Consider the following 20,156-nt stretch of genomic DNA (forward strand, 5'->3'; position numbering starts at 1 on the left):
AGCCGTGGAAAGCAACCGGCTCGACGGTGTCCAGATCGCTCAGATCGATTGCGTTCGGGTGGCCAAGACACCGCTAAGACGTTCCCATACGTCGGGAGGGAAAAAGGAGGTTACGAGCCGCGAGGCCCTCATTCCGTGCCGGGCATACGAGCCTTTGCCCGGTATTGCGCCAGCCTCTGCCAGAATTCAGCGCAGTCTTCTTTAGGAGCAACTTGATGACAGTTCAAAAGAAAGTTCCCTTCGTCACCTTTCTCACGCGTGTTCACGATAAGTCAGTCCAAGGGCCAAATCCATATCGCTGGCAAGAAAAGACATCTGACGACTACTTTGCCGGCAAGCGGGTCATCCTGTTTTCGCTGCCTGGCGCCTTCACGCCGACCTGCTCGACCTACCAATTGCCCAAGTTCGAAGAGCTCTATGATGAGTTTGAGAAAGAGGGAATTGACGCGATTTACTGCCTCTCAGTCAACGACGCCTTCGTCATGAATGCGTGGGGGAAGTCCTTGGGCCTGAAGCAGGTCGAGCTCATCCCCGATGGCTCAGGCGAGTTCACACGCAAGATGGGCATGCTGGTTGCCAAGGACAATCTCGGATTCGGGATGCGCTCATGGCGCTACGCCGCCCTGATCAACAATGGCGTGGTGGAGCACTGGTTCGAGGAGGAAGGTTTCTCCGACAACTGCGAGGCCGACCCGTATGGCGTCTCATCCCCGCAAAACGTTCTCGAAACGCTGAAAGCCGCCGCATGACCTAGAAAACGTCTCTCTGGCGCCATTGCAGGCCCCAAGAGGCTCCTCGACAGGATTATCGCACTCACCATGCAATCTTCAGCAAGCCTGTTTCAGCGCCAGAAGCAATCCATCGTCGCATCGCCTCAACTCATTGAGTCGATTCGCTTGCTGCAACTGGCGCATACCGAACTGCATCAGTTCGTGGAGCGGGAAATCGAGAAGAACCCGCTCTTGGAATCTGCGTCAAACGATGGCGGGCCTTTTGACGATGCTTCGATTTCGGGAGCGGATCAGCCTCTCGGCCCTGGTGCAAACGCCGTTGAAGGACTGACCGGGGCAGGGTCGCCTGAACGGCTCGGGCAATGGAAATCACTTCGCAACACGACCAACAACCCGCCGGGCAATGGCCCTTCCCTCGACGAGTTTGCCACCCTCGCCGAAACATTGCACGACCATGTCGCTCGTCAGATCGCCCTCACTGCGTTCACACCACAGGAGCGGCTGATCGCTGGCCAGCTTGCCGCCGATCTGGAAGACACTGGCTATCTTCGGGCAAACCTTTTGGAGCTGGCCGAGAGCCTTAATGTCCATGAGGCTGTTGTAGAACGGGTTCTCGGAACCTTGCAGCAATTTGATCCACCGGGAGTTTTTGCGCGAAGTCTCAGAGAATGCCTCGAGATTCAGTTGCGCCAGCGAAACCGGCTCGACCCGGCAATGGCAGCTTTGGTTGCCCATCTTGAAATGCTTGCGCGACGCGATTTTGAGGCACTAAAGCAGCGTTGCGGCGTCGATGAAGAAGACCTTCTCGACATGATGCATGAGATTCGGGCGCTCGATCCCAAGCCTGGGAACAGATTCCAATCCGGTGCGTCTGAATCAATTATACCCGACGTCTGGGTCACGCCATCGCCGCAAGGCGGGTGGCAGATCGAACTTGATCCCGCCACACTGCCGAAGCTGCTGATCAACCAAACCTACTATGCCGAAGTCACGCGTCAAACTGCCCAAAATTGGAAAGATAAAGCATTTCTCGACGAATGCTTGCAAAACGCGAACTGGCTAATCCGCAGCCTCGATCAGCGCGCCAAGACGATTGTTAAGGTTGCGGCTGAAATCGTGCGTCAGCAGGATGCCTTTTTGGAACATGGCGTCGCCCACCTGCGGCCTCTCAATCTCAGAACCGTCGCTGACGCGATCGGCGTGCACGAGTCGACGGTAAGCCGGGTGACCTCGAACAAGTACATGCTTACCCCGCGCGGCGTCTTTGAACTGAAGTATTTTTTCACCGTTGCGATCGCGTCCTGCCAAGGCGGCGATGCGCACTCCGCCGAAGCTGTCCGCCATCGGATCAAAGCGATGATTGCCGCAGAATCTCACGGTGACGTGCTTTCCGATGAGGACATCGCTGCCCGGCTGAAGGAAACCGGCATCGATGTTGCGCGCCGCACCGTCACAAAATATCGCGAAGCAATGAACATCCCCTCCTCCGTGCAACGCCGCCGGGAAATGCGCTTGTGTTTTTAAATTTGGGTCAAGGCAGCCAACATCAGGTTGCATTGCATCAAAGTGGAGACTTCGTTCATGACCCAATCCGCGGCAAGCGTCGTGGACGCTGTTCTGCACGACTCAGAAAAGCCCGTCCCACCGTCTGCTCCCGCATGGGGTGCGGTCATTTCGCTTTCCTTGGGCACCTTCGGGCTGGTGACCGCAGAGTTTCTGCCTGTTAGCCTGCTCACGCCGCTCGCACTTGATCTCGGTATCACCGAGGGAGCGGCTGGACAGGCGATGACGGCGACCGCTGTCGTCGGGGCGATCTCGGCGCCGACGGTGGCCATCATCACAAAGCGCCTGGACCGCAGGATCGTCATGTGGGCGATGACGCTGCTGCTGATCCTGTCGGACGTTCTGGCGGCCGGCGCGTGGTCGCTGGCGGTTCTCCTGACTGCACGCATCGTGCTCGGCATAGCGCTCGGAGGCTTCTGGTCGATGTCGGCAGCACTGGCGATGCGGCTCGTTCCAAGCCACCTCCTGCCGCGCGCTATGTCGATCATCCTCACCGGCGTTTCTGTGGCTACCGTTTGCGCAGCTCCAATCGGCGCTTATGTCGGCGATATCTGGGGATGGCGAAGCGCCTTCATGCTCGCCGCAGTTGGCGGCGCGGCTACACTGCTGGTGCAACTCATAACCATTCCGAGACTGCCTCCGATTGGAGTGGCTAGCTTCCGCAGCCTGCTGGATGTGGCTAAGATTCCGATGGTCAAGGTCGCGCTTGTGGTCGTCCTGCTGGTCGCTTCCGGCCACTTCGCCGGAATCACTTATATCCGCGCCTTCCTCGAGAAGATTCCCGCGCTTGACGTCGAGACGATCTCGCTTGTGTTGCTTGCTTTTGGCATCGGCGGATTCTTCGGCAATTTGGCCGGCGGGCTTCTAGCCGAGTACAGTCTCAAGGCAGTCGCGGCCCTTGCACCGCTGCTCATAGCGATAGCCGCTGTTTCGCTGCTGACGACGGGAGCATCGGCCTTCGCCTCGGCGATTGCGGTTGCAGCGTGGGGCTTTGCCTTCGGCGCGGTGCCGGTGGGATTACAGACGTGGATGGTGCGGCGGGCAGTTCCCGAGCAGGCCGAAAGCGCCGGTGTCCTGATGGTCGTAGCATTCCAAGTGGCAATCGCAGCCGGCGCGATTTTCGGCGGACTATTGGTGGAGAATGCGGGGATTACCAGCGCCATTGCCTACAGTGCTGTTGCCACGTTCGTGGCTGCCCTCATAGTTATCCTGCTCGGCCCGAAGCGCGAAACCTAGGCCGCCTGACAGGAGAGATCTCAGCAGCGCAGCGGACGAGAGGTACAATCGCATGCACGGCGCGGCGCGATCCTCTGCTTGTATGGACCCGCGGAAGCGCTTCGCCGGCTTCACCTCCGGGCGATGGCGACCGACACCGCCAGACAAGCGAACCTCGCCGGCACCGGTTTCCATTTGGCGACGGTGAGCGCTGCCGGCGCGATGGAACGCTTGCTGGCGGTCATATCCTTCACGACAAGCCCGCCTTCCGGGCAAGCGACAGCTACGCGCCGGCTACGCCCGTCAGAACGCCGGTGACGATGCCGCTCGATAGCGCAGACAGGTCGCGAATTGCCCGTCGTGTCAACGGCGACCGGATTATCGTCGACCGCGCGTACCTTGTTTCGGCCGATGAGGGGACTAGCGTTTCGGCAGCTTGATGATGTTGACCACATAGCCTAGGAGCTATATATGACTTGGGAAGTCGTTTTTGGCGATGAGTTCGATGGGGAGTTCGAGGCGTTGCCCCAGACAGTCCAAGATGAGCTATTGGCCTCGGCTAAGCTGCTCGGTGTGTTCGGGCCCCAACTGGGGCGACCGCATGCGGATACCTTGAATGACTCGTCGTTCGCGAACATGAAAGAACTTCGCTTCGACGCTGATGATGGTGTCTGGCATTGCGTTCGCATTCGACTGGAAGCGGAAGGCGATCCTGCTCGTCGCCGGCGATAAGTCGGGCGTGAGTGAGAAGCGCTTCTATAAAAGTCTGATCGCCAAGGCGGACAAGCGCTATCAAGGGCATCTCGACCGTTTGGCGGCGGCGAAGAAGGAGAAGAAGTGATGGGACGCAAGCTTGACGACCTAATCGCTGCGCTCCCCGAGGACCGTCGGGAGCGGGTCGACGCGCGTTTCGAAGAGTTAAGGGGAGAAGTCGAGAGTCTCGGCGAGTTGCGGCGTGCCGCTGGAAAGGCCCAGGCCGAAATCGCTTCGGTCCTCAAGATCAAGCAGCCTTCGGTCTCGAAGATCGAGAAACAAGCCGACATGTACTTGTCTACCCTTAAAAGCTACGTCGAGGCGATGGGGGGGCAACTCGAACTCGTCGTTCGCCTTCCCTCGCGCGCGCCCCTCCGTATAGAGCGGCTCGGCGACGTCGTGGCTCCCAAAGCCGTCTCCATGCGTAGCGTTAAAAGAGCGGCAGGTGGACGTAATCGCACAAAGGCCGCACGCGCCGGCTGACCTCACTCTGTTTCGGCTAAAGACTACCGATGGGGCGAGATGGTCTCCTCGATGCAGGGAGTAGGTATGAGCAACGTCCCAGTTAAGCCAAAGACCGATCTGCCCGCCGTCACACTGCCCGACGTGACCCCTCTCTCCTCGCCCATGCTAGCCCAACTTACCGCCGCGTTGGGAGTCCCCCGCAATGTGCTCGCCGAGGACGACCAGATCGCCCATGCTTGGTCCCAGCTCCCACGCCTGATCAAGAGATCCCTCCGCACGTGCGCGATGACCGGATCGTCAAAATGTGTGTCGCCGTCGCCAGCGGTCTGTTCGACGCAGCCATCAACTATGTTTGGAACGCGGCCGTGGTGGAACTGCGTGACAAGGTTCGACGGTTCGGCATCAACGTCGTCCCTCAGATTCTCGACGACAAGTCCTTCGACGAGGACACGCTCCTCGACCTCAAGGAGGCCGAGCTGCTCGACCTCTGCCGTAAGCTCAACCTGATTGGTGACGACGACTTCTTCTTCCTCGACCAGTGCAGGGCCACACGCAACAGTTTCTCTATCCTTGCGCCTGAGCGCGTAGAACGCCGTCCGAAGCGTGTCTACATTGATATGGTGGAAGAGCGCGGTGAACCGTTCCTTCTTCCCCAGCCTTGCGGCTTTCCGTACGCGGTCCAACGACTGGGACATGCGAGCCCGACTCTGTGTCCGGTGCATGCGTTGCTGTTCCGCGTTCCCCTTGGTCCCCGGCCTTGGTTCCACCAACTCTGCTGCCGGTTGTCCGGCTTTGTTCGTCGGCTTCACGGCTACTATGCCGGAGTCAGACTTCTCCTGTCCGTTCATCATCGGCTACGGCTCCTCGCCTTCCCGATGCGGACCGGTGCGGCTTGACGCCGCCCTGCCGGGCAGGAGATCTCCCAGGTTCCGACGCGTTCCTTTTTTCATACGTGATGTGGCCCTAGACCCGGGCAGTGCCGCGGTGCCTCGCTTATCGGCTCCGCACATATTGCTTTCGACCGATGAGAACGTCTCGGCCCCTGCAATTTTATCACTATCGTGGCTCAACTCCCCCCGCATAATTGGAAACTTAGATCAGCCGCGTTGTCCCCATGTTGTCTGTTTTTCAGACATGTGCTAGATTTGAGTCGGATAAATGGACATGCGAGGTATCATCATGTTCCCTGCTAGAGCGTTTGAAGACGCAATCCGAAATGAAATCAGTACGGCTATCAATGACCGTCCTGCTCCACGCGCGGCATGGGAGCCTGCGGTTGACTCGCTAGTGATGGTCCGGGTTGTTTTGCGTATCGAGGAAGAGTTCGCACTCAATCTTCCGGACGACGTAATGCCAGCTGGTGGCTTCCGTAGTGTCGAACACTGCGTAGTGACCGTCATGGAGACATGTCGTGAGGCGTGGAGAGTGAGCCAGCATGAAAGCGAGGAGGTATAATATGGCACGGACCCCTGTTGGATTTGCCGGTCCAAACCCCGAGGCCGTTCAGCTCGGCAAGCGCCTCAAGGACGCGCGTGAATATGTGGGCATTACACAAGAAGAAGCGGCGAACCATCTGAACGTCCGGCGCTCGGCAATTTCGGAAATGGAGGCAGGCAAGAGGGGTGTCGGCGCCCTTGAAATGAAAAGTCTAGCCGCTCTCTACGAGCGACCCACGTCCTGGTTTACCGGCGAATCCGAGCAGCACGTGCCCGAAGACGTCGCATTCCTGGCGCGCACCGTGAGCGATCTATCAGAGAACGACAGAGGTGAGCTGGCAAGCTTTGCGGAATTCCTGCGCTCCCGTTCGAAGGTGACCAAGAATGGCTAGGGCGCCCACGCGCGACGCAGTCCTGAAGGGCATGCGGGCAGCGCTTCGCCTGCAGCGCGACCTCGGCCTTGATCAAGGCACCGCGCGAGGGCATCGCGTGGACGTATTCGGCTCGATTTACAGACAGAATGTCCCCTTGCTTTTCCGGAAGCTTGAACCGCTCTTGGGGGCTTATCTGCGCGAGGGGGGCAATCCAGGGATCATTCTGACGACGCGTCGCCCGCTCGGCCAACAGCGCTTCACCGCGGCCCACGAGCTTGGACACCACGTGCTGAACCATGATCCCCATGCGGACGATGATAGTATTCTGCGCCGGTCGCCGGATCATGCTCGGGACTACATCAACCTTCCACCCGCCGAGCAAGAAGCCGATGCTTTCGCGTCATACTTCCTCGTGCCTGACTGGCTGATTACGGCACTCATGCAGCGTCACCATTGGACGCCGCAGCATCTTCAGAATGCTGACATCGTCTACCAAATGGCATTGCGCGTTGGCGCAAGTTATCGCGCGACACTCTACGCGCTAGTGCGCAACAGGGTTATTGCGACTGGAATCCGGAAGCAGCTTGTTAAAGCGCAACCAGCGACGATCAAGCGTGCACTCGTGCCCGACTATCCAATTGGGTCCACGCAAAACATCGATGTGTGGCACCTGACGGAGCGAGACGAGGGTACGGTGATCGAAGCCGGCCGGGACGACTTGTTCGTGGTCAAGCTGCGAGAAGACAGTAACGCCGGTTACGTCTGGAATTTCGACGAACTGGAAATGGCTGGTTTCGCGATACTCAAAGATGGTCGCGAACAGGTTGCCGAAGGGGTCGTCGGGGCTCCGACGATCCGACATGTGCTCGCGCGTGCTTCCGACGCGACCGTGCACGGTGTCTATACTTTGTGGGAGCGCCGGCAGTGGGCGCCGGAGGACGATCCCAAACGCTGGTCGTTCGACTACAGGCCTGTCTATTCGCACGATGCAGGACTGTTTCGCCCCTCGTTCAAACACGCGGGCGGTGCGCGCTGATGTTGAATGTCGTCGCTGATCTGAGAAAGAGGCTTGAGCCGGCCCGCGATCAAGGCCGCCGCCCAACCTGCCTGTCTTTCGCGGCGAGTGCGACCCACCGTGCGGCGCATAAGCACCCAAGCCAGTTGTCTCCTGAATGGCTCTATTACCACGCAACTCGACGTGACGAGTTGCAGCCGGACCAAGGTTCGACGATTGAAGCGACCTGTGTGGCGATCTTGAATGACGGTCAACCGGATGAGGTGTTCTGGCCTTACCAAGATCGCGACGTTTGCCCCAATCCCTATCAGCCGCCCGGCCAACGCCCAGTCGTCGTCCGCTGCGATACCGGCCAACGCAGCAGCGATGCTGATCGCTGGCGCTCTGAGATCGATTCGGGCTCACCTGTCGTCATCGCATTGTTCATTTCGCCCGCGTTTTACCGGGCGGCACGGTTCATCGGACCGGAGGCGCTGATGGCGGAGGATCATATTCCGATCGATCCTGCACTGGCGCATGCGGTCGTGCTAGCCGGACACGGCTACGTTAATGGCGTATCGCATTTTCTGGTCCGCAACTCCTGGGGACTGGGATGGGGATGGGCAGGCTACGCCTGGTTCTCCGAAACCTACCTCACCCGCCGCTTTGCCGGCGCCTTCGTCATCCAAGATGGAGCATCCGACGATGTATAATCCCATGACGCCCGCACCCACTCCCGTCTCCGCATGGGTTAGAGCTGCCCTCCGGCTTAAGGCCGACGGTGATCAACACGGGCTTATGCTTCATATCGAAGATCCGACCGGATTTTCGCCGGGGGAGGACGAGATTGTGTGTCAGGTCGACGCGTTCCTGCGCGATCATGACAAATGCGGCGTCAGCACGGTCGCAAATACGATCTTCCCCGCCGCCCTTGATAGAGGCGACGGCATCGATGCGCTGACGAAGCGCTACATGCAGATCTACGAGCGCCGCATGCATCGTCAGGGCGAGTGGGGTCGCTATTTTCAGCGTATGGTCGCCTGGCCGACCGGCAGTGGCAAGGGTGCGGGAACCGTCAATCAGCTTTCCGCGAATATCGATACGCTCCGGGCGATGAGAAGCGGAGAAGCGAAGTTCTTCGGCAACGTGACAGAGATCGCACTCTTCGATCCGGCTCGCGATCTGCGCAAGAAAATGAACCGGCAATGCTTGAGCTTCATCGAGCTGAAGCCCGAGCGCGAGGGACATATGTGGCGGCTCAGCATGATGGCCGTCTATCGCAACCACTACTACGTCCAGCGGACGCTTGGTAATCTCATTGGCCTCGGCCGCCTGCTGCAGTTCATCGCCAACGAAACGGGTTTTGACATTGGGACGCTGACAATCCAGTCCACGCATGCGTGCCTCGATCCAGACCTGCAACGTGGCGAGGTTTTCGATCTGATAACAGCTTGCGACGATCCAACTGCCCTGACTGCCTCGTCGAGCCGCAGCAGTGTGCAACATCTGGTTGGCGCTCGATAGATCCGCGCCCGTGGACGAAGGCTGCGAGCGCTCCAATAAAAAAAGGATTGATTCTATGAACGACGCAAAGCTCCCGGCCTTTGAGGGTATCGGACAGATCGAAGTCGATTTTCTCGGCCAACGCATCGTTATCGGATGTATCGAGGGAGAAGAGGAAAAGGCTCGTCGGCTTGCCAAGCGCTTTGAAAATGACGCTGGCGAAGTGACTAAAGCGGTCTCCGCGAAAATCGAGCCGATCCAGGCCATGCTGATGGCTGGCATCCTGGCATATGAGCAACTTGAGCAGGCGGAGGCGGGCTTCAACGATGGCGCCGATCACAGATAAGAATCGACAAGCAAGCCCGAAGGAACCCCGCATTTCGATGCGGACGCGACAGCGAGCACAGCATGAGCACGATTTGCACAATCATTTCGACATATTGTCGATGTCGCGCCTGGATCGGCTGAAGCATTACGGTTTGCATTTCGCGAAATACTCGGGACGGTTTGCTCGGGGTGATGCCGAAGTCAAAACCAGAAGGGAAACACTTGTCGACGCGTTTTTAGTTGCGCTGAGCGCTGCAAACGCCCTGAACCAAGCGTTGCCGGACGTAGGAACAGGAGGATTGATCGGGGATGCGATCTCCGACCTCGACTTTACCGACCACGCTGGACGTTTCGCCGACGCATGCGAGAAGATTGATCATCTCGAGGAATTCCGTGCGATCGCCCTTGCCGCAAACGCTGCGCTTTCAGAGTGGATCGTGTGCAGCGCGAAAGCGGCTGGCTTTGATCTCGACGCTCTCGTAGACGATCGTCGACGACAGCTTGCGCGCAAGCAGGTTTACGCACAGGAGACGTAGATGTTTCTATCGGGTGACCTCATCGCTGAACATGGCGGCGGCTGGATTGCGCCATTCGACCCGCAGCGGGTCGATTGCGCGGCCTATACTCTGCGGATCGGTGACGAGGCTTTCATCAGCCCCGAAGGTCGAGACACCCGCAAGCCGGGCCTGGTTGAACGCTTAGAGCACAAGGCGCCTATCGTGATACCGCCCGGGCAGTTCGCCTATTTGACCACGCGAGAGTTCGTAACACTCCCGCATGATATCCTCGGCTTCATCAACATGAAGAGTACGCTAAAAAATAGCGGTCTTGTGAATGTAAGCGGATTTCACGTCGATCCGGGCTACAAGGGAAAGCTTCTGTTCGCTGTTTTCAACGCGGGGCCGCAGACAGTGACGGTGCGGTGCGACCAAGACGCCTTCCTGATCTGGTTTGCGCGTCTCAATGGCGCGACGGAACAATATGCCCGGAAAAAACCCGGATTTCGCGGGATCGACACGACTCTGATGGGGTTACTCCCGACCGAGACCGCATCGCTCAACTCGATCAACAAAAGGATGGATCAAATCGAGCGACGCATTTCCTACGCACTCGGAATACTGACACTTGCTGGCGGTGTCGCGGTTGCTGCGATATCCGGCGTCATTGCGAGCATGGCCTTTAAAGCCTTAGGAGGATCGTGAATGGCAGACGCTTACGTTTTCAACGAACACCTCAATAACGACGACCGCGCAAAAATCGAGGCGATCCTGCAAGCGGCAGGATACAATCCACGATACGATGTTCCCTACGCTGTTTCCTCGATCGACCCGCACACTGACATCGGCGTCATCGGGCTTCCGGCCGCCCCAGAAGACGGCGGTACCATTGATGCTCGGACGATGGCGTTTGCCGGCGCCGGCATTCGGGTCGTGGCAATTTGGTTGCGCGCGGACGAGGAAGGTCCAGGCGGTGTCCCCGAATCGATCGGAAAATACGCCACCACAGTTGACAGCGATTCCAAAGTCTTGACCCCGACGCTTAAGGGCGAGACGGATGTCTGGGAACAGCCAGGCGGGGTGCAAAGGTCAAAACCTCGCATCAAACGCAATAAGTGCTGAGCCGTGACCCGAATCTACTCCTACGTCGTCGAACATGACCTTGGCTTTGCGCCGAACCCCTTCTGGGGCGTATGTACGCTAGCAAATTGCAAGCCGATGATTCGAAAATTTGCGAGCGCAGGCGACCTCATAATCGGAACAGGCTCGACGGACCTGCAGGCTACTGACCGCCTCGTCTACTGGATGCGAATATCGGAAATCACCTCCTTCGACGGCTATTGGTCAGATCCGCGCTTCGCGCGCAAAAAGCCAAACATGAACGGCAACATGATGCATCGCTATGGCGACAACATCTACCACACCGGGAACGACGGCACATTCCAGCAGATCGACTCTTTCCATAGCGAAGACGATGGCAGTCTGAGTGTCGGAAACAGGGAACGCGATACCGGTAAGACGGAAAAGGTCATGCTTGCGACCGACTTCGCTTATTTCGGGAAATCGGCTCCAATCATCCCGGAGCACGTGCGTTTTCTGATCAAAAAAGGGCCATACCACAAATGCCAATTTTCCGACGGACAGCGAGCCGCTATAGAGGGTTGGCTGGAGACGTTGCCCGAGCGCGGGTATGTCGATGAGCCTGGGCATTGGTGACGCTGAGCGTTTGGCGCCTTCAGCGCAACTGCGGTTCTCTGATCAACCGAGCGTACCGCCCCGAACTGCCTGTTACCGACAAGCAACAGCCCGCCGAAGTTCCGCCTCTGTGATTCCTTACGCTGCGATCATCTGACAATCTGGTCTGGCGGGGGATTCGCGATGGATGGATCAACTCTATCACTAAACGAATATCAAGATTTAGCGGTCAAGACGGATCGAACAGGCCTGAAATCCAGAAATTTGAGCCTGCCAATCCTCGGACTGTTTGGTGAAACCGGCAGTCTCCTTAGCGAGGTGAAAAAGAAGCAGCGAGACTCCAAGGCCTACGACTCGTACGAAAGCGGTGTCATCGAGGAGTTCGGTGATGCGCTTTGGTACCTCGCGGTTATTGCAGCCCATGCCAATATCCGGCTAGCTGATATTGCAGAGGAATTCGAATCCGGCTCCACCGAGGCGCTTCGCTTCGTCAATCTGCAACCGCAACAGACGCTTAACCTTGCAGCGCCCACGACGGAATTCGCACGAACGCTTCTGAAACTGGCTAATTCGGTAGGCAATCTTACCAATAGCGACGGTGAAGCCCTATCATACGTTGACCCAACCGCTTTTGCACAAAAGCTTAAGATCATTTTCCGCAATTTGGTGCACGCAGCCAACGAGGCAGGCGTGACATTGGGAGACGCGGCGGTTCACAATCTGCGGAAGGCGCAGGATCGCTGGCCAACGGACCGCATTCCGCCTCCGCTGTTTGATCTGGAATTCCCCTCTGAGGAGCAGCTGCCTCGAAAGCTCGCGATTGAGATTTTCGAGCGCAATTCTGGCTCCAAACAATACGTCTATCAGCGTTGCAACGGCGTCAATATCGGGGACCGCCTGACTGATAATAGTGTCGTGGAAGACTTCTATCGCTTTCACGACGCTTTTCACTATGCCTATGCAGCCGTCCTCGGTTGGTCGCCGGTAACTCGGGCTCTATTGAAGCTCAAACGAAAGAGCAAGACCAAAGTCGATGACGGCGAGGACGGTGCCCGCGCGATTATTCTGGAAGAAGGTGTTGCGGCCTACGTTTTCGCGAGAGCCAAGGAACATCAGTTCTTCGAGGGACGCGATGAGGTTGATTTCAACCTGCTGAAGACCGTGAGGAGTTTCGTCCAAGGTTTTGAAGCGGAGCAGTGCCCGCTGTGGCTTTGGGAAGAAGCGATCCTGAAAGGAAACGCCGCCTATCGCTTTTTGCGCCAGTATCGACGTGGGCGCCTCATCCTTGATCTAGACAAACGTGATATGATGGTGGAGGAGCTTGCGCCATGAAACCAGCTGACTTTGTCGAAGAACTCGCGTCCTACCATTTTGCCAACGCGTTCAATCCCTACGCCGACGCGTGCCCAGAGTGTGACGCCAAAGATGCGCCAGCCGTCCGCCGTCGGAACCTGCAAGCCGTCTTAAATGCAGCAATCGAGAGGGGGGTTCAGTCCTTCTGGATTGCTCGAGATCTTGGCTATCGGGGTGGCCGCCGAACGGGCCTGGCATTAACTGACGAAGCGCATCTTGATTGGCACGCAGAACTTCTCGGTACCGAACCACTTATGAGAGCGACCAAAGGCCCCCCCGTGGCCGAGCGCACCGCTACCGTTGTGTGGCAGATGCTGCGTTCAATCGAACAACCGATCTTTCTCTGGAACGTCTTTCCGTTTCATCCGCATGGCCCCAATGAGCCGATGACAAATCGGTGTCATACCCGTAGCGAGCGACTGGCGTGCAAGCCCATTTTGGAAGCGCTGATCGACACCTTACGGCCGAAACATCTTGTTGCCATTGGACGCGATGCCCAAGCAGCTTTGGCGGATCTCGGCCTTGAGGCAACTGCGGTTCGTCACCCTAGCTATGGGGGGCAGAGTGAGTTTATAGGCCGCCTTGAGGAATTCTACTGCGTCCGCTCTAAGCCCGCTCGGGAAGCCCAGTTACATCTGCTCTAAACGTTTCGTTCTCTCTACAGGCTACAGGGTCGGGCGCTTGCTTGTCTTCGGCATGGCTCTGCGATGCACCGGCATCTTCCTGAGCCGCATGCCGGCTGAGGAGCCTGCGTCTTCAAGCGCCTTACTGTTCTATAGATCCGAGCGTCTCCGTGCTGGGGCCGAAACAAAGTGCGGCGTCGTCACGTGTGTGTAGAACGCGCCTGGCGCAGGCTCGCTGGTGCTTCTTTTGCGATCCGCTTGTAAGACCTGGAAATAGCCCTGCTAGGCGTCCAGTATAGGGCGCATAGCTGCCAATACGACACGTAGAGTTAAACGCCTTCGTGCTGACGTGAACGACCTGCGAGGTCGCGAGCGTTAGAAATTCGAAGCCTCCTGAATCTATCCTCAATCCGAGTCTGGTGACCTAATTTGTCCAAACAAGTACACGCAATTCGGGTTGAGGCGTGATCCAGAAAGTTCGAAAAGCTTCCAGGAACCCCAGCGCGCGCCCTGCCGGAACCTGGCCGAGAATGATGGCGGAGCCGGCAGCAACGAAATTGATGGCCACGCCGGAGACAATCTGGTCGCCCCAATGGGTGAGCGAGGCGAAACTGTGCACCAGCGCGAACAATGACGTCGGTGAACCGCGGCCGCCCAGGCGCCGCAACCGCGAGGCAGGCGAGCAGCAACGGCCCGGAGAACACCAGTTGCTCGGCGGCGATGGTGCGGGTCGCATCCTGCACCGCCATCATGACGGCGCCCGCCGAAGCGAGCATCGCGAGCAATCGGACAGCAGGCACAGCATTCAAATCCTCGAAGGGGGCAGTCGACATTCGACAAGAGACATATGGCGCGGCGCGAGCGCTGGCGCTGTACAATTGACGAAAGCAGCTCTCAATCCGAGGCGACGCCGTTCTTGATCCGTGTGAGGCGGCTTTCGCCTTCCTCCGGGCCGAAGCAGCTTTCGAAATCATTGCAGTCCCGGCAACTGGGGGAGCTGCACAGCGAAAAGCCTTCGGCCTCGCAGAGCTTTCGGTAAAAGTATTTTTTCCATTTCATGTTTTGGGTGTTGCCGGCCGCCAGCGTCGGAAAATGCGAGGCGAGCAGGCGGCCGAGGTCGCTTCGACTAAAAAGGCTAAGGTCTTGCCAGAGGTGGTCATTGCGCATGGCACGCCGGGCGATGATCTTGGCGAAGCGGGCGCTTGCCTTGTCGTCGGGCCGGGCATGCGCCAGCAGCAGTCCGCGCAGAAGTTCTTCTTCCAGATCCGGCTCAGGCTCGCTCCCCTCTTCCAAGGCAAACGCGTTGATAGGAAAAGCAGGGAAACAGCGGGACAGGACATCGCGCAGCTCGGCGCGCGAAAGTCCGGTTGCCTCCGTCGCGGTCGCCTCGCCGGCCTCGATCTCCTCGAGCGCACGTGAAAGCACACAGGCAAGCACATGCTGGTCGAATCTCCTCTCCAGCTCGATCTGCGGCCATCGGCCGGTGCTAAGCCGGGCATAATGTTGGGCAAATATGGTGCGTTCTCCTGGTTTGTCCTATCAATCATGCAGAGATCCGGCCTGCCGCAACATGGGTTCGGCAATTTTCGTCTGGTCCATCGGCTCTGTTGCAGATTCTGTGATTGGAAGAGGCGTTTCGCGAGCCCCCGCCCTGCCGTTTGCGCCTCATGGGGAACACTGGCGCCGGAAATGCCCCTGCAGAGTTGGACGTGAACCGTGCGGGACAGAGGTCGCGTGCTGAGTGCGGCCACATGGTTCAAGCCCGCCAGACTCTCAGTTGAATGACGTCTGATCCAAAGGCCTCAGCGAGTGAGTTCCAGCGCACGTTCAGGACAGGATCGCGCGCCTCGGGATGCAGGCAGTTCCTCCCCTTCCGCAACTTCAATGTCACCAGGCAGGATGTAACCGTCATTATCGAGTTTGAAGATGTCCGGCGCTTGCGCCGCGCATCGCGCGTGGCCCTGGCATTTGGCCTTTTGGACGATGATGCGCATGGCGCTGCCTCCATTGTCTGTGCCCGGCTCGGGGCGGGCCTAAGACCAGTCCAGGACCAAATTTTCGATCCCGAACACATGGCCGCCAGAAGTTATCGGCGCCGTACCCTGCTTGATCCTGAAAGCCGGGATGCGCGCCAGCCACTCCTCCAGGCCAATGACAATCTCCCGCCGGGCAAGGTGTGAGCCAAGGCAACGGTGGGGACCATAGCCAAACGCTGCGTGGCGGTTGTCCTCCCGCTCCAAATCAATCGTGTTGGGGCATTCGAATTCCGCCGGGTCACGATTGGCAATCATCGTGGCGCAGGAAACATAGTCCCCCTTCCGGATCGGCGCGCCTTCGAAGTCGATATCTTTCGTGGCCACGCGGATCAACTGAATGGGCGGATAGGCCCGCAGCAATTCTTCGGTTGCGAGCGGGATGCGGTCCGGTTCGCTCCGCAGCAATTGCTGATCTTTGCGGTTGCGTGCGAGGTACGCCAAGTCAAAGCCTATAGCTGCTGCGACCGTGTCAAGCCCAGCGACGAAGACAAGCACGCCGATGCCGCGGACTTGGGTGTCCGTCAGCCGGCGGCCCTCGACCTGTGCCTGCACGATAAAGGTCATGAAATCGTCAACCGCCTCGTCGCGGCGCATGGCTGCAAGTTCGTCGATGAATGCCACGATCGTCCGGGCAGCCACAGGTCGTTCCTTATCGTCGCCGTGGAGCAGATCTTTCCCCCAGCCAACGAATGTATCGAGTCGGTCATCAGGCAACCCCAGAAAGCGAAGAAAGGTGCTCACCGCGAAAGGAAAGGCAAAATCCTTCATCACCTCGCAGCTTGTTCCCGACGCGGCGATCCTTTCGATCAGCTCGACCGCCCGTTCGCGGACAGCCGGTTCCAAAGCCAACACCCGCTTTGGCGAAAGCAGCGGATTGAGCAGTGAGCGAAAGACGCCATGGGCCGGTGGATCGAGCTCAAGCGGGATCGTCGGCCAGTTTTCACCCAGAATCGAGGAGAAGATGCTGCGATGGCTGGAAAAAGTCTCTGCGTCCTGCAGCACCTTCCGCTGGTCCGCGGCACGGGTGATGACCCAGGTACCCCGGCCATCTTGCGTGTTGTAGCGGGAGTAAAAGATCGGAGGCCCGTCATGTACGCAAGCGACAGCTGCGTGTGGATCCCCGTTGGGTGTTGGTGGCATCCCTGGCGATGTAAACAGGCTGAAGTCCCTCACCATTTCGGGCGGGACATGATCTGGAACGAGGTTGGTCGCCATTTTGTTTTCTCTACATTGGCGTTCATGGCTCGATTGAGATTGCACCGCTGTTCATAAAGTCGATTTCCAGCATGGGCACGTCTCTTGTCGGGTGCCTTCTAGATTCTGTCGCCTGATACAGCCCACCTGCACCAGCGCGGATGAGATGGGTTGCGAAGTCGATCAGAGGGGCATCTCCGCCGCGCTCCGGTCATGAAGCAAAGCGGCCGCTTATCCCCGTTAGGGTTGAGAGACTGGTCAATCACCTCTGCCCTGCTGATCAAATTGTCGAAGCAAGTCGCGTGCCGGATAGGGGTAGCCATGGCGCTGCACCAAGCAATGCCAGCCTGCGCTGGGTCCACCGCTGATGATCACCTGTCCATCATTCTTATGACAACGTCCGACAACCGACATCCGTGGTCGGTTTTGTCGAGCCCGCGACATCGGCCTGTTCGGCTTGGCTGTTGCTGCACAGCCTGCCGGTCGACGAGCGAGTAGATCGCTCGCACGGCCCGGATTGAGCAACGACGCGATCCAGCGCAAGGATCGGGTGCGGTCCGAGAAGACCCGACGGCGCTTGCGCGAGACGATCGGAAATATCAAAAAGGTCAAGCCGCGCTTCGGTTCGGCGCTGATGGCGTATGCGTTTTTTCGCTCGCAGGCGCTGCAAGGCTTTTCGGTCAGACGGCGATGCACTCGTGCGCACCGGTGCCGACCGGCGACCAGCTTGACTGTATCGATGCGGTCCATTCCGGCGTGCATCACCTGACCATGCGCATGCGCTACGACGGCATCCTTTCCGCTCATGGACCTAAATTTGCTCGCGAGCCGCTGTCGGAATGTGGTGCTGAGTCCTATCGCGGCCGGTTCAATCCGAGGACCTGTCGGCAGTCAACACACCCCTGGAGGTCGGACCGGGAACGCGTGGCAGACTCTCGGCCAGAAACCGCCAGTCGCTGCCCTCGCGTTCGCCTTCCTTGCGCGTGCCGAAGAACTGGATGATCATCTTGCCGTCCGCGCCATAGGCTTCAATGGACGTGACGTGACCATCCCTCGTCGGCTTGCGCACGGCCCAGACCTCGCTGATGCGATGGGTCCTAAGGTGCAGATGGAAGGTCTCTTCGAGCACATTGATCCGCGGCCCGATCTGCTTGACCGACCTGATCGGGCCGGAATGGATCTGAATGCAACCACGATTGCCGACAAAGCACATGATCGGCATCTCGTCTTCCGCCGCCTGTTGGAACAGGGCGCCAACGGCATCATTGTCGAGTAGCCAGGCGTCATCCTCGTCGGCCATACGCATCGCCTGGCAGCGGCTGAGCTTCAGTGTCTTCAACATATGGTAGAACTGATGCACGTCGCTTAGCCGGCCCCAGTGCTCGCGTAGGTCGTCGACCGTGGTGGCGTGGTCTGGACTCACTGCGTTATCGCGCGCCCCGCTCGCCTCGAGCGATATGATCGGCTCCTGGTCGCAGGATACAAGCTCTGCCGTCAGATCCTGATAGGCCTGCAGGTTCGAGGCGGGCGTGAGATGAGCTTTGTGCATCGCCTCGCCGGTGGCATCAAAGAATTGCAGGCTGCGGCGGATCTCGGCTCCCTCGCGCTTCTCGACGGCGAAGCCATACGCCCACGCTTTCGGGAAGATGCGCAGGTCGATCTGGTCGCCGAGCAGTATGGCATGCTGGTTGCCGGTGACCACTTTGCCGTAGACGCCAATCTTTTGGTGCACGGCACTTTCGTTGCTGGTGACCGCCATCACCTCGCCGACCGCTTCGAGGCCGGTCAGCAGATCATCGACGCGCGGCTCGATGCGCACCGCGCCGTGACCACAATGCGCCGCGACCAACTCGGCTTCCGAAATGCCCAATCGAGCGGCGAGATCATGCTCCCGGATCTTCGGATTGTCTTTGCACGCCCGCCGGATTTCGTCGGGCGACGGTTTCTCGCGTTGGTCCATGCTTACCCCTGTTTCTACGACGTGTGAGGATCATCTGCCCTGCCCGGGAATCTTCAGCCGATTAGGCGCGCCGAAATGCTCGATCCTGATCTGCTGCTGGCCCATGAACAAGGTGTCGCTGGACGGCGTGCGCACGACGTCGCACCGATGCGAAAACCAGCGAGCAGCCACATGCCGATGGCATGCCATCGAGCCGGTCGGCGGCTACTGGGCGGTGGTGAGCGAGTGTGGATGTTGTCGCAATCGGCCAAGCGGGCATTCGGATGCCATGGGCGGCGCTGCTTTGCCAAACAACGCGTATCTGACCACGGTCCTGACATGTTGCTCCCCTGCTTCGCCCCATCCATCGCGATGGCACCCATCGCATGATTGTGGATCGGCATGCTCTTGCCGTCTCGCCAAACGGAGCTTCAAAAACCGTGCCAATTGCGCCGAGGCAAGCTCAGAAGAAGTTCTGTATTTGGTGATGTGAGTTCAACCAAGAACTCAGGCCCAACATCCCTCGTGGCGGACCCGACAAACCCGACTGTCGATTGGCCGACACCTTCGCAGCAATGCACTCACAAGAAGCACCAGTGTGAGAGATGCCGCGCTGTGTTGAAAAGTTTTTTCGCTTTGGCACGGTGCATGCGACGTGATGGGCAAGCAGGTCCCGGACTGAGGAGAATGGAGCCATGATTACGCTCACCGACAACGCTGTTGCCGCCTTCAAGACTGCTCTTTCCCGCGCCAGCGAGCCGGCGGAAGGCTTTCGCATTATGGTCGAGGCCGGCGGCTGCGCCGGCTTCAAATACTTAATGGGCCTGGAGAGCGTGTCGCGCGAGGGCGACGCGATCACTGACATAGATGGGGTCAAGCTGTTCGTGGACGCGGGCTCCCAACCCCATGTAGCCGGCATGACCGTCGACTTCCTCACCGGGCTCCAATCTTCCGGTTTTGTCTTCGATAACCCCAATGCGCGCGAAAAGTGCGGCTGCGGCAAGTCCTTCAGTTAAACGCCCGAAGCGCCTGTGCGGCCGACAGAGTGATTTTGCGGCAGAGGAGACTTATATGGCCGGCACAACAGATGTCCCCGTCCTAAAAAACAAGACAAGGTCAAAGCCGATCTCGGGACCGCCATTCGCTCCCAGTAGGATTCAAAGAACGTCGCCTCCCGAAGCAGCTCGGTTCCTGGTGGCACCCGAGCTGCTTGCGGACAAATCGCGCCGCTGCGCCAAATTCGGCTCATCGGTAGCGTTATCGCGTTCGGGCGTCCTTACCTGCGGGCTGACCTACGGCCACTGCGAACATGTCCATATCGACGGAGATCCGGTTTACGTCAAACACTCCGGGCGCCTGCGCGCGCTGCCAGTTCAAATGATCATCAACGGCATGCGCCAGAGGCTCAACGAGTCGGTCTGGCGCTCGCGTCATTCTGTTTAACTGAGGATCGCACCT

Annotated in this window: 26 protein-coding genes and 1 pseudogene; 20 read left to right on the forward strand and 7 right to left on the reverse strand. The window is 58.7% G+C overall.

Annotated elements, in window-relative coordinates:
* Positions 1-215: 215 nt before the first annotated feature.
* The 3 genes from NKI15_RS26695 to NKI15_RS26705 all read left to right on the forward strand — a co-directional run bounded on the left by NKI15_RS26695 (position 216) and on the right by NKI15_RS26705 (position 3,530).
* Complete coding sequence (locus NKI15_RS26695; RefSeq protein ID WP_352733958.1) at positions 216-749, forward strand: peroxiredoxin; 534 nt, start codon at positions 216-218, stop codon at positions 747-749.
* A 69-nt stretch (positions 750-818) separates the two neighbouring features.
* Positions 819-2,255 (forward strand): RNA polymerase factor sigma-54, encoded by a 1,437-nt coding sequence (gene rpoN, locus NKI15_RS26700; protein WP_352887451.1) that lies wholly within the window; start codon positions 819-821, stop codon positions 2,253-2,255.
* A gap of 57 nt (positions 2,256-2,312) precedes the next feature.
* The gene (locus NKI15_RS26705; RefSeq protein ID WP_352887453.1) at positions 2,313-3,530 is read left to right on the forward strand and encodes an MFS transporter; all 1,218 of its coding nucleotides are present in this window, start codon (positions 2,313-2,315) and stop codon (positions 3,528-3,530) included.
* 110 nt (positions 3,531-3,640) lie between these two features.
* Here NKI15_RS26705 and NKI15_RS32010 read toward each other — a convergent pair whose 3' ends face one another.
* Positions 3,641-3,763, reverse strand: coding sequence for a hypothetical protein (locus NKI15_RS32010; protein WP_502898718.1), 123 nt, complete (start codon positions 3,761-3,763; stop codon positions 3,641-3,643).
* A gap of 217 nt (positions 3,764-3,980) precedes the next feature.
* Between NKI15_RS32010 and NKI15_RS26715 the strand changes: the two genes are divergently transcribed.
* The 15 genes from NKI15_RS26715 (at position 3,981) to NKI15_RS26785 (ending at position 13,550) form a co-directional block, all read left to right on the forward strand.
* Positions 3,981-4,241 (forward strand): type II toxin-antitoxin system RelE/ParE family toxin, encoded by a 261-nt coding sequence (locus NKI15_RS26715; RefSeq protein ID WP_352887456.1) that lies wholly within the window; start codon positions 3,981-3,983, stop codon positions 4,239-4,241.
* Positions 4,174-4,350: a type II toxin-antitoxin system RelE/ParE family toxin gene (locus NKI15_RS26720; protein WP_352887459.1), complete on the forward strand. Its 177-nt coding sequence runs from the start codon at positions 4,174-4,176 to the stop codon at positions 4,348-4,350. The genes NKI15_RS26715 and NKI15_RS26720 overlap by 68 nt, the downstream gene beginning before the upstream one ends.
* Positions 4,350-4,745 carry an XRE family transcriptional regulator gene (locus tag NKI15_RS26725; protein ID WP_352887462.1) on the forward strand — a complete coding sequence of 132 codons (396 nt, stop codon included), beginning with the start codon at positions 4,350-4,352 and terminating at the stop codon, positions 4,743-4,745. Before NKI15_RS26720 ends, NKI15_RS26725 begins: the two co-directional genes overlap by 1 nt.
* Positions 4,746-5,005: 260 nt before the next feature.
* On the forward strand, positions 5,006-5,623 hold the full coding sequence (locus NKI15_RS26730) for a hypothetical protein (RefSeq protein WP_352887465.1): 618 nt from the start codon (positions 5,006-5,008) through the stop codon (positions 5,621-5,623).
* Between the two features lie 560 nt (positions 5,624-6,183).
* Entirely contained in the window at positions 6,184-6,555 is a 372-nt protein-coding gene (locus tag NKI15_RS26735; RefSeq protein ID WP_352713227.1) for a helix-turn-helix domain-containing protein, read from the forward strand.
* Entirely contained in the window at positions 6,548-7,573 is a 1,026-nt protein-coding gene (locus NKI15_RS26740) for an ImmA/IrrE family metallo-endopeptidase (RefSeq protein ID WP_352887469.1), read from the forward strand. Before NKI15_RS26735 ends, NKI15_RS26740 begins: the two co-directional genes overlap by 8 nt.
* On the forward strand, positions 7,573-8,244 hold the full coding sequence (locus NKI15_RS26745; RefSeq protein ID WP_352887472.1) for a C1 family peptidase: 672 nt from the start codon (positions 7,573-7,575) through the stop codon (positions 8,242-8,244). The genes NKI15_RS26740 and NKI15_RS26745 overlap by 1 nt, the downstream gene beginning before the upstream one ends.
* Before the next feature lie 85 nt (positions 8,245-8,329).
* Positions 8,330-9,055 carry a hypothetical protein gene (locus tag NKI15_RS26750; RefSeq protein ID WP_352872358.1) on the forward strand — a complete coding sequence of 242 codons (726 nt, stop codon included), beginning with the start codon at positions 8,330-8,332 and terminating at the stop codon, positions 9,053-9,055.
* Between the two features lie 55 nt (positions 9,056-9,110).
* Positions 9,111-9,380 carry a cell division protein ZapA gene (locus NKI15_RS26755; RefSeq protein WP_352887474.1) on the forward strand — a complete coding sequence of 90 codons (270 nt, stop codon included), beginning with the start codon at positions 9,111-9,113 and terminating at the stop codon, positions 9,378-9,380.
* On the forward strand, positions 9,361-9,897 hold the full coding sequence (locus NKI15_RS26760; protein WP_352887476.1) for a hypothetical protein: 537 nt from the start codon (positions 9,361-9,363) through the stop codon (positions 9,895-9,897). The genes NKI15_RS26755 and NKI15_RS26760 overlap by 20 nt, the downstream gene beginning before the upstream one ends.
* Entirely contained in the window at positions 9,898-10,563 is a 666-nt protein-coding gene (locus NKI15_RS26765) for a dCTP deaminase (protein WP_352887478.1), read from the forward strand.
* On the forward strand, positions 10,564-10,980 hold the full coding sequence (locus tag NKI15_RS26770; protein ID WP_352887481.1) for a hypothetical protein: 417 nt from the start codon (positions 10,564-10,566) through the stop codon (positions 10,978-10,980). It abuts the gene before it with no gap.
* Positions 10,981-10,983: 3 nt separating this feature from the next.
* Entirely contained in the window at positions 10,984-11,574 is a 591-nt protein-coding gene (locus NKI15_RS26775; RefSeq protein WP_352713254.1) for an Nmad2 family putative nucleotide modification protein, read from the forward strand.
* Between the two features lie 162 nt (positions 11,575-11,736).
* The gene (locus tag NKI15_RS26780) at positions 11,737-12,885 is read left to right on the forward strand and encodes a nucleoside triphosphate pyrophosphohydrolase family protein (protein WP_352887484.1); all 1,149 of its coding nucleotides are present in this window, start codon (positions 11,737-11,739) and stop codon (positions 12,883-12,885) included.
* Entirely contained in the window at positions 12,882-13,550 is a 669-nt protein-coding gene (locus NKI15_RS26785) for a uracil-DNA glycosylase (protein WP_352872366.1), read from the forward strand. Before NKI15_RS26780 ends, NKI15_RS26785 begins: the two co-directional genes overlap by 4 nt.
* A gap of 499 nt (positions 13,551-14,049) precedes the next feature.
* Here NKI15_RS26785 and NKI15_RS26790 read toward each other — a convergent pair.
* The 6 genes and pseudogenes from NKI15_RS26790 to NKI15_RS26815 all read right to left on the reverse strand — a co-directional run.
* A pseudogene (locus tag NKI15_RS26790) lies at positions 14,050-14,157 on the reverse strand (ABC transporter permease); the annotation flags it as partial.
* Between the two features lie 266 nt (positions 14,158-14,423).
* The gene (locus tag NKI15_RS26795) at positions 14,424-15,044 is read right to left on the reverse strand and encodes a nitrogen fixation protein NifQ (protein WP_502898721.1); all 621 of its coding nucleotides are present in this window, start codon (positions 15,042-15,044) and stop codon (positions 14,424-14,426) included.
* A 287-nt stretch (positions 15,045-15,331) separates the two neighbouring features.
* Positions 15,332-15,523 (reverse strand): ferredoxin, encoded by a 192-nt coding sequence (locus tag NKI15_RS26800; RefSeq protein WP_081725572.1) that lies wholly within the window; start codon positions 15,521-15,523, stop codon positions 15,332-15,334.
* 39 nt (positions 15,524-15,562) lie between these two features.
* Complete coding sequence (locus tag NKI15_RS26805; RefSeq protein ID WP_352887487.1) at positions 15,563-16,780, reverse strand: cytochrome P450; 1,218 nt, start codon at positions 16,778-16,780, stop codon at positions 15,563-15,565.
* A gap of 237 nt (positions 16,781-17,017) precedes the next feature.
* Positions 17,018-17,566 carry a hypothetical protein gene (locus tag NKI15_RS26810; protein WP_155921675.1) on the reverse strand — a complete coding sequence of 183 codons (549 nt, stop codon included), beginning with the start codon at positions 17,564-17,566 and terminating at the stop codon, positions 17,018-17,020.
* Between the two features lie 61 nt (positions 17,567-17,627).
* On the reverse strand, positions 17,628-18,719 hold the full coding sequence (locus tag NKI15_RS26815) for a hemin-degrading factor (protein ID WP_023822620.1): 1,092 nt from the start codon (positions 18,717-18,719) through the stop codon (positions 17,628-17,630).
* Between the two features lie 674 nt (positions 18,720-19,393).
* Between NKI15_RS26815 and NKI15_RS26820 the strand changes: the two genes are divergently transcribed.
* Both NKI15_RS26820 and NKI15_RS26825 read left to right on the forward strand, forming a co-directional pair.
* Entirely contained in the window at positions 19,394-19,714 is a 321-nt protein-coding gene (locus tag NKI15_RS26820) for a HesB/IscA family protein (RefSeq protein WP_352887490.1), read from the forward strand.
* Between the two features lie 55 nt (positions 19,715-19,769).
* Complete coding sequence (locus NKI15_RS26825) at positions 19,770-20,141, forward strand: hypothetical protein (RefSeq protein WP_352887492.1); 372 nt, start codon at positions 19,770-19,772, stop codon at positions 20,139-20,141.
* Positions 20,142-20,156 lie beyond the last annotated feature (15 nt).

The organism is Mesorhizobium sp. M0862, assembly GCF_040319795.1.
Taxonomy (GTDB): Bacteria; Pseudomonadota; Alphaproteobacteria; order Rhizobiales; family Rhizobiaceae; genus Mesorhizobium.

Excerpts from the sequence above, each read along its gene's own strand:
- NKI15_RS26720 (WP_352887459.1), top strand. The coding sequence starts at position 4,174 with ATGGTGTCTGGCATTGCGTTCGCATTCGACTGGAAGCGGAAGGCGATC.
- NKI15_RS26815 (WP_023822620.1), bottom strand. The coding sequence starts at position 18,719 with ATGGACCAACGCGAGAAACCGTCGCCCGACGAAATCCGGCGGGCGTGC.
- NKI15_RS26805 (WP_352887487.1), bottom strand. The coding sequence starts at position 16,780 with ATGGCGACCAACCTCGTTCCAGATCATGTCCCGCCCGAAATGGTGAGG.
- NKI15_RS26735 (WP_352713227.1), top strand. The coding sequence starts at position 6,184 with ATGGCACGGACCCCTGTTGGATTTGCCGGTCCAAACCCCGAGGCCGTT.
- NKI15_RS26765 (WP_352887478.1), top strand. The coding sequence starts at position 9,898 with ATGTTTCTATCGGGTGACCTCATCGCTGAACATGGCGGCGGCTGGATT.
- NKI15_RS26825 (WP_352887492.1), top strand. The coding sequence starts at position 19,770 with ATGGCCGGCACAACAGATGTCCCCGTCCTAAAAAACAAGACAAGGTCA.
- NKI15_RS26800 (WP_081725572.1), bottom strand. The coding sequence starts at position 15,523 with ATGCGCATCATCGTCCAAAAGGCCAAATGCCAGGGCCACGCGCGATGC.
- rpoN (WP_352887451.1), top strand. The coding sequence starts at position 819 with ATGCAATCTTCAGCAAGCCTGTTTCAGCGCCAGAAGCAATCCATCGTC.
- NKI15_RS26785 (WP_352872366.1), top strand. The coding sequence starts at position 12,882 with ATGAAACCAGCTGACTTTGTCGAAGAACTCGCGTCCTACCATTTTGCC.
- NKI15_RS26695 (WP_352733958.1), top strand. The coding sequence starts at position 216 with ATGACAGTTCAAAAGAAAGTTCCCTTCGTCACCTTTCTCACGCGTGTT.
- NKI15_RS26760 (WP_352887476.1), top strand. The coding sequence starts at position 9,361 with ATGGCGCCGATCACAGATAAGAATCGACAAGCAAGCCCGAAGGAACCC.
- NKI15_RS26770 (WP_352887481.1), top strand. The coding sequence starts at position 10,564 with ATGGCAGACGCTTACGTTTTCAACGAACACCTCAATAACGACGACCGC.
- NKI15_RS26755 (WP_352887474.1), top strand. The coding sequence starts at position 9,111 with ATGAACGACGCAAAGCTCCCGGCCTTTGAGGGTATCGGACAGATCGAA.
- NKI15_RS26705 (WP_352887453.1), top strand. The coding sequence starts at position 2,313 with ATGACCCAATCCGCGGCAAGCGTCGTGGACGCTGTTCTGCACGACTCA.
- NKI15_RS26820 (WP_352887490.1), top strand. The coding sequence starts at position 19,394 with ATGATTACGCTCACCGACAACGCTGTTGCCGCCTTCAAGACTGCTCTT.
- NKI15_RS26715 (WP_352887456.1), top strand. The coding sequence starts at position 3,981 with ATGACTTGGGAAGTCGTTTTTGGCGATGAGTTCGATGGGGAGTTCGAG.
- NKI15_RS26780 (WP_352887484.1), top strand. The coding sequence starts at position 11,737 with ATGGATGGATCAACTCTATCACTAAACGAATATCAAGATTTAGCGGTC.
- NKI15_RS26750 (WP_352872358.1), top strand. The coding sequence starts at position 8,330 with ATGCTTCATATCGAAGATCCGACCGGATTTTCGCCGGGGGAGGACGAG.
- NKI15_RS26725 (WP_352887462.1), top strand. The coding sequence starts at position 4,350 with ATGGGACGCAAGCTTGACGACCTAATCGCTGCGCTCCCCGAGGACCGT.
- NKI15_RS26810 (WP_155921675.1), bottom strand. The coding sequence starts at position 17,566 with ATGAGCGGAAAGGATGCCGTCGTAGCGCATGCGCATGGTCAGGTGATG.
- NKI15_RS26745 (WP_352887472.1), top strand. The coding sequence starts at position 7,573 with ATGTTGAATGTCGTCGCTGATCTGAGAAAGAGGCTTGAGCCGGCCCGC.
- NKI15_RS26740 (WP_352887469.1), top strand. The coding sequence starts at position 6,548 with ATGGCTAGGGCGCCCACGCGCGACGCAGTCCTGAAGGGCATGCGGGCA.